We start from the raw sequence: 8,895 nt of genomic DNA on the forward strand, positions 1-8,895 counted from the left end.
ATGAACAAGAATCTGCTCGTAGAACTGTTTGTTGAAGAACTGCCGCCCAAGGCGCTGAAAAAGCTGGGTGAATCCTTTTCCTCCGTGCTCGCTGACAGCCTCAAGGCGCAGGGGCTGGCTGCGGCGGATGCCGCCGTCACGTCCTTCGCCTCGCCCCGTCGTCTGGCGGTGCAGGTCGCCAATGTGGCGGACAAGGCTGCCGACAAGCCGGTGTCGCAGAAGCTGATGCCAGTGGCGGTCGGTCTGGATGCCAATGGCGCCGCCACCCCAGCACTGCTCAAGAAGCTGGCTGCTCTCGGCGCGGACGAATCCGCCGTGGCGGGTCTCAAGCGTGTGGGTGAAGGCAAGGCCGAAACCCTGATGTTCGACTCGGTGCAAGCAGGCGTGGCGCTCGCCGCCGGTCTGCAAAAAGCCCTGGAAGAAGCGCTCGCCAAGCTGCCGATTCCGAAGGTGATGGGTTATCAGCTGGCCGATGGCTGGAGCACGGTGAGCTTCGTGCGCCCGGCGCACCGGCTGGTCGCGCTGCATGGCGCGGAGATTGTCGATATCGGCGTGTTGGGCTTGAAGTCCGGCCGCGAAACCCTGGGCCATCGTTTCGAGGCCGCCCAGCCGGTAGTAGCTATCCGCGATGCCGACAGTTATGCCAAGCAGCTCAGGAACGAAGGTTCTGTGATCGCTTCGTTTGCCGAGCGCCGTGCCGAGATCGTGCGCCAGCTCGCGGCTGCTGCAGCCAAGGTCGGTGGTGGCGTGAAAGCCATCGAAGACGAAGCCCTGCTGGATGAAGTGGCCGGTCTGGTCGAGCGCCCGAACGTGGTGATCGGTCAGTTCGAGACGGAATTCCTAGCCGTGCCGCAGGAATGCCTGATCCTCACCATGAAGGCCAACCAGAAGTACTTCCCACTGCTCGATGCTGCCGGCAAGCTCACCAACAAGTTCCTGATCGTTTCCAACATCGCCCCGGCGGATGCCAGCGCAGTGATTCAGGGCAACGAGCGGGTGGTGCGCCCGCGTCTGGCGGATGCCAAGTTCTTCTTCGATCAGGATCGCAAGAAGACGCTGACATCGCGTGTCGAAGGTCTCGGCAAGGTCGTGTATCACAACAAGCTGGGCACCCAGGGCGAACGCGTCGAGCGGGTGCGCGCGATTGCCATCCGCATTGCGGAAATGCTGGAAGTGGACGTGCAGGAAGCAGAAACGGCTGCGCAACTGGCCAAAGCGGATCTGCTGACCGACATGGTCGGCGAGTTCCCCGAGCTGCAAGGCATCATGGGTGGTTACTACGCCCAGCACGATGGCCTCGGCGACATGGTGGCCCACGCCATTGAGGATCACTACAAGCCGCGCTTCGCGGGCGACGCCCTGCCGCGCAACGCGGTGGGCGTGGTGGTGGCGCTGGCCGACAAGCTGGAAACGCTGGTGGGTCTGTTCGGCATCGGCCAGATTCCGACCGGCGACAAGGATCCCTTCGCGCTGCGCCGCCATGCACTGGGAGTGATCCGCATGCTGATCGAGCGTGATCTGCCCTTGTCGCTGGATGTGCTGGTGAAGGATTCCGCCGCCGCTTTTGGTTCGCTGATTACCGATGCTTCGGGGGCGTTGTCCGAATTCATTTTCGACCGCCTTGCCGGCAGCCTGCGCGAGCAGGGCTATTCGGCGCAGGAAGTGGAGGCCGTGCTGGCGCTGAAACCGCAACGCCTTGGCGATATTGCCAAGCGTCTGGCGGCCGTACGTGCCTTCGCCGCGCTGCCGGAAGCCGCAGCGCTGGCGGCCGCCAACAAGCGGGTCGGCAACATCCTCAAGAAGATCGAAGGCGAAGTGCCGACGCAGGTCTCCGAAAGCCTGCTGGCTGAAGAGGCAGAGCGCGCCTTGTTCGCCAGTGTGGCCGCCCTGAAACCCAAGGCAGACGCGGCTTTCGAGGCGGGTGACTATACGGGTTCGCTGCAGGCGCTGGCTGCGCTGCGTGGCCCGGTGGATGCCTTCTTCGACGGCGTGATGGTCAATGCGGAAGATGCTGCGCTGCGCGCCAACCGTCAGGCGCTGCTGAACCAGCTTTACGCCTTGATGAATCGCGTGGCTGATCTTTCCAAACTCTCGGCCTGAGGACAGTAACATGCCCATGAAGCTGATCATTCTCGACCGTGACGGTGTCATCAACGTCGATTCGGCGCAGTTCATCAAGTCGCCGGATGAGTGGAAACCGATTCCGGGCAGCCTGGAGGCGATCTCGCGGCTGGCCGAAGCGGGCTACCGCGTGGTGGTGGCCACCAATCAGAGCGGCGTCGGACGTGGTCTGTTCGACATGGATACGCTCAACGCCATCAACGAAAAGATGATCAAGGCCGCCGCCGCCGTGGGCGGGCGCATCGATGCGATCTTCTTCTGTCCGCATCCGGCAGACTCCACCTGCAATTGCCGCAAGCCCAAGCCGGGCATGTTCGAGCAGATCGCCGAGCGCTTCAACATCGATCTGAAAGGGCTGCCAACCGTGGGCGACAGCATGCGCGATCTGGTCGCGGGCGCGTCGATGGGCTGCACGCCTTATCTGGTGCTGACCGGCAAGGGCGCCAAGACCGCGCTGGACCCGGATCTGCCGGTGGGAACCAAGGTTTTCCCGGATCTGGCTGCCGTGGCCAATCACCTGCTCGGTTCAAGCCCGCACAAAGCCTGAGTCTCATGTTGAAATTGTTGCGTTCGCTGTTGTTCGCCCTGTTCATGGGCCTGATCTTTCTGCCTTTCACCGGTTTTGTCGGCATCAGTTTCTGGATGGGCTTGCGCCAGCGCTACGACTTTGTCACGCGCTGGAACAGCCGCTACACCCTGGCGGCGCTGCGTTATCTGGCGGGGATCCGTTATCGGGTGATCGGGCGCGAGAATCTGCCGGGCGAACCGGTGGTGATCCTGGCCAAACACCAGTCGACCTGGGAGACGCTGGCCTTTGCGGACTTCCTGCCGCCGTCGGCCTATGTCGCCAAGCGCGAGCTGCTGCGCATTCCTTTTTTTGGTTGGGGCATGTCGCGCATGCCGGTGGTCATCATCGACCGCTCGGGCGGCAAGGACGCACTGCGTCAGGTTGTCGAGCAAGGGCAGGCGATGATGGCGCAAGGCTATTCCGTGGTGGTGTTTCCGGAAGGCACGCGTACGCCCATCGGCAGCCAGCGCCGCTACAAGATTGGCGGGGCAACCTTGGCTGTGGCGGCGGGCTGCAAGGTGCTGCCGATTGCTCACAACGCCGGCGAGTTCTGGCGGCGTGGCGCGTTCATCATGCATCCCGGCGAGATCGTGGTGAGCGTCGGACCGGCGATCGAGACGGCCGGGCGTACGCCGGAAGAGGTCAATGCCGAAGCAGAAGCCTGGATCGAAGGTGAAATGCGCCGGCTGTTTCCGCACCACTACCAGCGCCGGAATGGCTCCGTGGCGTCGGTTGCCGAGGCAGTGCGGGGCTGAGCATGTCCGGTTCGGGCGGGGCTCCGGATAATCTGGTGGGCGAGCGTCGCAGCCTGCGCCTCGGTCCGCGCGAGATTCCCTATGTCCTGCACCGGCGCGCCCGCCGCACTCTGGGCATGCAGATTGATCAGCGCGGGCTGACCGTTTCGATCCCGCTGCGGGTGAGCCTGCGCGAAACCGAAGCCTTCATGCGCGAGCGTGCGGCCTGGATCGTCGAGAAGCTGGATGAATGGGCGCAGCGTCCGGTTCCGACGCCTCCTGTCATCCACGACGGCATGCGCATCCCGGTATTTGGCGAAGCCTGCACGGTACGCTGGACCGCGGGCGCCAATCATGCGCGCTGGGTTGAACTCTTCAACGGACGCGAGCTGCACCTGCATCTGCGCCGCCATGAAGATGCCCGCCGTCTGACCCTGCGTGGCTTGCAGGAGTATGCGCTGCAATACTTCGCCGGTCGGCTGGACGAATATATCTACCTGCTCAACGAGTTCGCGCCCCCTGTCGAGCGGCCGCCACTCTACCTCTCCAACGCGCGGACGCGCTGGGGCAGCTGTTCAAAACTCTCCGGCATCCGTCTGAACTGGCGCCTGATCCATCTGCCGCGTCACCAGATCGACTACGTGGTGGCGCATGAAGCGGCACACCTGCTGGAGATGAATCACTCGGCGCGTTTCTGGCGCGTGGTCGAGGAGTTGATGCCGGACTACGGGGAGGCACGCGAGGCGCTGAAACACGCCAACCGGATCATTCCTGCTCTTTGAGGGGCGTTTTGCAGGGGTGTATGAGTAACTTCTTTGGAAATAAACGATGACCATCAAATCTGTTTCAATGCTTTGCTTGCTCGCGCTGCTTGCCGTTCCTGGTGCTGGGGCTGCTGAAAAATCGTGTCGCGATGATATTGGTGAGGCACCTGCGCGTTTGCTTGTGCGCCAATGTATTCAGGTGTCTCCGGCGACCCGGCCGCCATGCAATGCATCCAATGCATGCGAGATGATCCGGGACGAAATCAAGCGCGGGTGCGGTTTCCTGATGGGCGAGCCGGATGTACCCGCTTTCTGTAAAGTCAGACCGGAAAGTCCCGAAGTTTTTACGGGAGTTCTTCTTGGTGGCGGTGGTCTGGACGACCTGTCGCTGAGCGTTCAGAAGCCTGATGGCCAGAAAATCTCTGCGTACTGCGACGGCCATTGTGGCGACTGGTTTCAGGAGACCGGGGAGAGCGATGTTGTGACGCTGAAAAAATCGCTCAGGAACAGAAAAGTTGCAATCAGGGTTGCCAAAGAGCGCAACAAGGACAGGATTGCCGGCCCCGGTCCGGGCGACATTCTTCTCTTCATCAAGGATATTCAGCTCGTCAGATAAATCGGCATTCATGTAATCACTTCTCCAAAGAAGGGATTGCATGCGCCTGCAGCATAAATCACAAGGAGAAATACCATGCGCGTACTGCACACCATGATCCGCGTCGGCGATCTGGACCGTTCGATCAAGTTCTATACCGAAGTGCTCGGCATGCAGGTGATCAAGGTTTCCGATCATCCGGAAGGCAAGTTCACCAATGTCTTCGTCGGCTACGGCAGTGAAGACGACGGCGCGACCATCGAGCTGACCTACAACTATGGTGTCGAGAGCTATGAGCTTGGCATGGGATTTGGCCACGTCGCGCTGGCTGTGCCGGACGCCTATGCGGCCTGTGCCGAAATCAAGGCACGCGGTGGCGTGGTGACGCGCGAAGCCGGCCCGATGAAGCATGGCACCACGGTGATTGCGTTCGTGCAGGATCCGGACGGCTACAAGATCGAGCTGATCCAGCGTCCCTGAGAGCCGCAAGCAGCGGCCCTGTACAGACAGCATGCCGGCGCAGGGCCGTCATCCCTTGCTGTGCGGGCGGCTGTGCGCTCAGACAGGCGCGAAGGGCCTTTGCAGGCACCCGGCCATCCGGGTGCTTGAGCCGGGCGCATGCCCGAGGCATCATGCGGGACCGGCTCCCGGCCCATCCATCGATTGAGGATTTCCCGTCATGAACAAACCCACCCGCGTTGCGCTCATTCTTGCTCCCTTGGCGGTCGCGCTGGCCTATCCGGCAGGCGCCTGGTTTCTGGGGCGTCGGGTCGAGGCGAACTTTGCCGGGCAGTATGAAAAGCTTGAGCAGCAAGGTGTGCTCAAGGTGGTGAGCCGCGATTATCAGCGGGGCCTGTTCGATGCGGTCGAAACCGTCAGCTTCGAGCTGGCGCCGGCCATGAAGAGCGCCCTGCTGATGGGCATGAAAGGGGCTGTGCCGGGTGATGCTCCGGTCGATCCGGGCCTGCGCTTCACGGTGCGCTCCACCATTCAGCACGGGCCGTTGCCAGGCGGAAAGACCTTTGCGGCAGCGTTGGTCCACAGCGAGCTGGTGCTGGGGGCAGAAGCCCAGGCTGAAGTAAAGAAGGTTCTGGGAGATGCCAAACCGCTTGAGCTGGTGACCCGTTACGCCTTTCTCGGTGGCGGGCGCAGCGAGCTGAGCAGCCCGGCGTTCAAGACCAGTTTCCGGACCGAAAAGGGCGAGAACGTGCAGCTGGCCTGGGATGGTTTGAAGGCCGAGATGGAATTCGGCGCCAAGCTGAGGCATTACACCATGCAGGTAAACGTGCCACGCCTCGAGGCGAGCGACGACAAGGGCACGCGCATGCTGGTCAGCGGCCTGCGTTTCAGTGGCGAAGGCCAGCGCCTGCTGGGCGAGGATTCGCAGATGTACAGCGGCCGCTCGCAGTTCGACATGGATGAAGTCTCGCTCAAGCTCGCCGAACAGGCCGACAAGACCTTCCTCCTGCAAAAGCTGAACTACAGCATCGACATGCCTGCCAAGGATGGCTTCATCGATCTCAGCGCGAAGATGGGCGCCGAGGTCGTGAAGGTCGCCGCCCAGGACTACGGCCCTGTGCATTACGACTTCTCGCTGCGCCACCTGCAGGTCGCTGCCGCTGACACGCTGCAGCGCAAGGCCTCAGAGCTGTATGCCAACCCTGCAAACATGACCGCGGCCGCCAATTCGCGGGTGATGCTCGCCGCCCTGCAGGAGCCGATGATCGAGCTGCTCAAGCATCAGCCGGAGTTCCGCATTGATCGCCTGCAGTTCCGCAACCAGCATGGTGAAGCCTTGCTGACGGGCGCGCTGAAGCTGGACGGGGCGAAGCCGGAAGACTTCGCCAGCCCCATGCTGCTGATGGGCAAGGTGAACATGCAGGCCGATCTCAAGCTGCCCGCGGCAATGGCGGTGAGCTTCATGACGGCAGGCAAACCGGCCGCGGAAGAGGATGAGGCACAGGCCGCTGCGCGGACCGACATGGCGCTGCAGCAAGTGGAAGCGTTTGTCGCGCAGGGCTATCTGGAGCGCCAGGGCGAACTCGTGCAGGCACGCTTTGCGCTGAGCAACGGTGCCATGACACTGAATGACAAACCCTTCGGGCCTGGCGCTCACTGAGATCTGCCTGTCCGGCAAGCCGCATCGCGCCTTGCTTGTGGTGATGCCTGCCGGGTGACCCGCATGCAGCCTTGCTTTGCAGATGGCTCGCTTGCAAAACAAGGCGGGATGCGCCTCTTCAAGGGATCTGTTTTTCGCGTCAGATCTGGCTGGCGGCGACAGCTTGGGGTCAGGTAGCACGCTGGCGGGCTTGCCATAATGGCAGTGCCGCTTCTTGGATGATGGAGACTTGCCATGTCTGTGCACTACCTTGCGAAGCCCGGCCGCCTGCTGCTGAATGGCCTGCTGGCGCTGAGCCTGCTGATCGCCTTGCCGCTGCAGGCCGCCGATGATGCCGATGAGCCTTCGGCGCGCGTGGCGCGGCTGAACCACATCACCGGCACGGTCAGCTTTGCTCCTGCCGAGACGGATGACTGGGTCGAAGCCGTACTCAACCGCCCGCTGACCAGTGGCGACCGGCTGTGGGTCGAGAAGGGCGGACGGGCCGAACTGCATGTGGGCGCCACCGCCATGCGTCTGGCTGGTGGCACCGGGCTGGAGATCCTGCAGTTGAACGACGAGGATCTGCGCCTCAAGCTCGGTCAGGGCAGCTTCTCGATCCGCGTGCGCGATTATCCGGAGGACGAGCAAATCGAGATCAGCACGCCGAATGTCGATTTCGTGCTGCGCGAACCTGGCGAGTACCGTATCGACGTGAACCCGGACCGCGACACCACCACGGTCAGTGTGCGGCGCGGAGCTGGCCGGGCCTATGGCGCCGATGACTCACGCGAGCCCGTACTGATCGAGGACGGGCAGCGGCTGCGCTTTGATGGCAAGGACCTGTTCGTGCTGGAAACCGGCCGTGTCGGCCCGCGCGACGAATTCGAGCACTGGGCTGCGCAGCGCGATGATCGCGAAGAGGCATCGGCCAGTGCGCGCTATATCTCACGCGACATGACCGGTTACGAAGACCTTGATGCGCATGGTGACTGGCGCGAGGTCTCCGGCTACGGTCCGGTGTGGACCCCGCGGGTGACGATTGTCGGCTGGGCCCCCTATCACTACGGGCACTGGGTCTGGGTTGCCCCCTGGGGCTGGACCTGGGTGGATGATGCGCCCTGGGGTTTCGCACCATTTCACTACGGCCGCTGGGCGCATATTGATGGGCGTTGGGGCTGGGTGCCCGGCCCGCTCGTGCGTCGGCCGGTATACGCTCCGGCGCTGGTGGCCTTTGCCGGTGGCAGCTCCGGCGGGGTGAGCTGGAGCATTTCTCTGTCGACCGGTATGGCTGGCGTAGCCTGGTTTGCGCTGGGCCCGGGCGAGCCGTATCGCCCGGCCTACGCGCATCGTCCGGCCTACCTCGAGCGGCTCAACCACCACATCGATTACCGTCGCCCGCCGGCCACCTATGCCAATCAGCGCGTGCCGCGTGCCGTGGCAATTTTGCCCGAGCGCGATTTCGTGCGCGGCGCTCCGGTGCGCCCGGGGCAGACACCGGCCTGGCATGGCGATGCGGGGCGTTTGCCGGTGCGCGAGTTTCTGCCGCTCAAGCCGGGAAATGACAGTCGCCAGGGCGGGCAGGCGCGCCGTGAGCCGCCGCAGGATCGGGTATTCCGGCAGCCGTCAATTGGCGAGCAGCGGCCGCCACGGACGGCGCAGCAGCGCGGGGAATTCCGTCCCGGCGAGCGCCAGGAGTGGCGTAACGACGCACGTTCGCGGGAAAACCGGCAGCAGGATCAGCGGAGGGAAGAGCAGCGGCGTGGCGATGAGCAGCGTCAGCAAGCCGAGCAGCGCCGTCAGGAAGAGCCGCGCCGGGGTGAGGAACAGCGGCGCCAGATGGATCAACGCCAGGCTGAACAGCGTCAGCAGGAGCAACGCCGCGAAGAACAACGACGCGGTGATGAGCAGCGTCAGCAAGCCGAGCAGCAACGCCAGCAGGGCGAGCAGCGGCGTCAGGAAGAACAGCGCCGGGGCGAGGAACAGCGGCGCCAGATGGAGCAGCGCCAGGCCGA

At 63.4% G+C, this 8,895-nt stretch carries 8 protein-coding genes; all 8 read left to right on the top strand.

From position 1 onward, the window contains the following. A complete protein-coding gene (gene glyS, locus Q9Q94_RS07735) occupies positions 1-2,100 on the top strand; it encodes a glycine--tRNA ligase subunit beta (RefSeq protein ID WP_305979450.1) in 2,100 nt (699 codons plus the stop codon). A 16-nt stretch (positions 2,101-2,116) separates the two neighbouring features. Next, positions 2,117-2,668 carry a D-glycero-beta-D-manno-heptose 1,7-bisphosphate 7-phosphatase gene (gmhB, locus tag Q9Q94_RS07740; RefSeq protein WP_305979497.1) on the top strand — a complete coding sequence of 184 codons (552 nt, stop codon included), beginning with the start codon at positions 2,117-2,119 and terminating at the stop codon, positions 2,666-2,668. Between the two features lie 5 nt (positions 2,669-2,673). Then, on the top strand, positions 2,674-3,444 hold the full coding sequence (locus tag Q9Q94_RS07745) for a lysophospholipid acyltransferase family protein (protein ID WP_371929823.1): 771 nt from the start codon (positions 2,674-2,676) through the stop codon (positions 3,442-3,444). A 2-nt stretch (positions 3,445-3,446) separates the two neighbouring features. Beyond that, the gene (locus Q9Q94_RS07750; protein ID WP_305979451.1) at positions 3,447-4,205 is read left to right on the top strand and encodes a M48 family metallopeptidase; all 759 of its coding nucleotides are present in this window, start codon (positions 3,447-3,449) and stop codon (positions 4,203-4,205) included. A gap of 46 nt (positions 4,206-4,251) precedes the next feature. Further along, positions 4,252-4,803: a hypothetical protein gene (locus Q9Q94_RS07755; protein WP_305979452.1), complete on the top strand. Its 552-nt coding sequence runs from the start codon at positions 4,252-4,254 to the stop codon at positions 4,801-4,803. Positions 4,804-4,878: 75 nt separating this feature from the next. Further along, positions 4,879-5,262 carry a lactoylglutathione lyase gene (gene gloA, locus Q9Q94_RS07760; protein WP_305979453.1) on the top strand — a complete coding sequence of 128 codons (384 nt, stop codon included), beginning with the start codon at positions 4,879-4,881 and terminating at the stop codon, positions 5,260-5,262. 199 nt (positions 5,263-5,461) lie between these two features. Continuing rightward, entirely contained in the window at positions 5,462-6,901 is a 1,440-nt protein-coding gene (locus Q9Q94_RS07765) for a YdgA family protein (RefSeq protein WP_305979454.1), read from the top strand. A 234-nt stretch (positions 6,902-7,135) separates the two neighbouring features. Then, positions 7,136-8,895 (top strand): DUF6600 domain-containing protein (locus tag Q9Q94_RS07770; protein ID WP_305979455.1); only part of this gene is annotated, 1,760 nt, incomplete at its 3' end.

The sequence above is a fragment of the Uliginosibacterium sp. 31-16 genome (genome assembly GCF_030730865.1).
Lineage (GTDB): Bacteria > Pseudomonadota > Gammaproteobacteria > Burkholderiales > Rhodocyclaceae > Uliginosibacterium.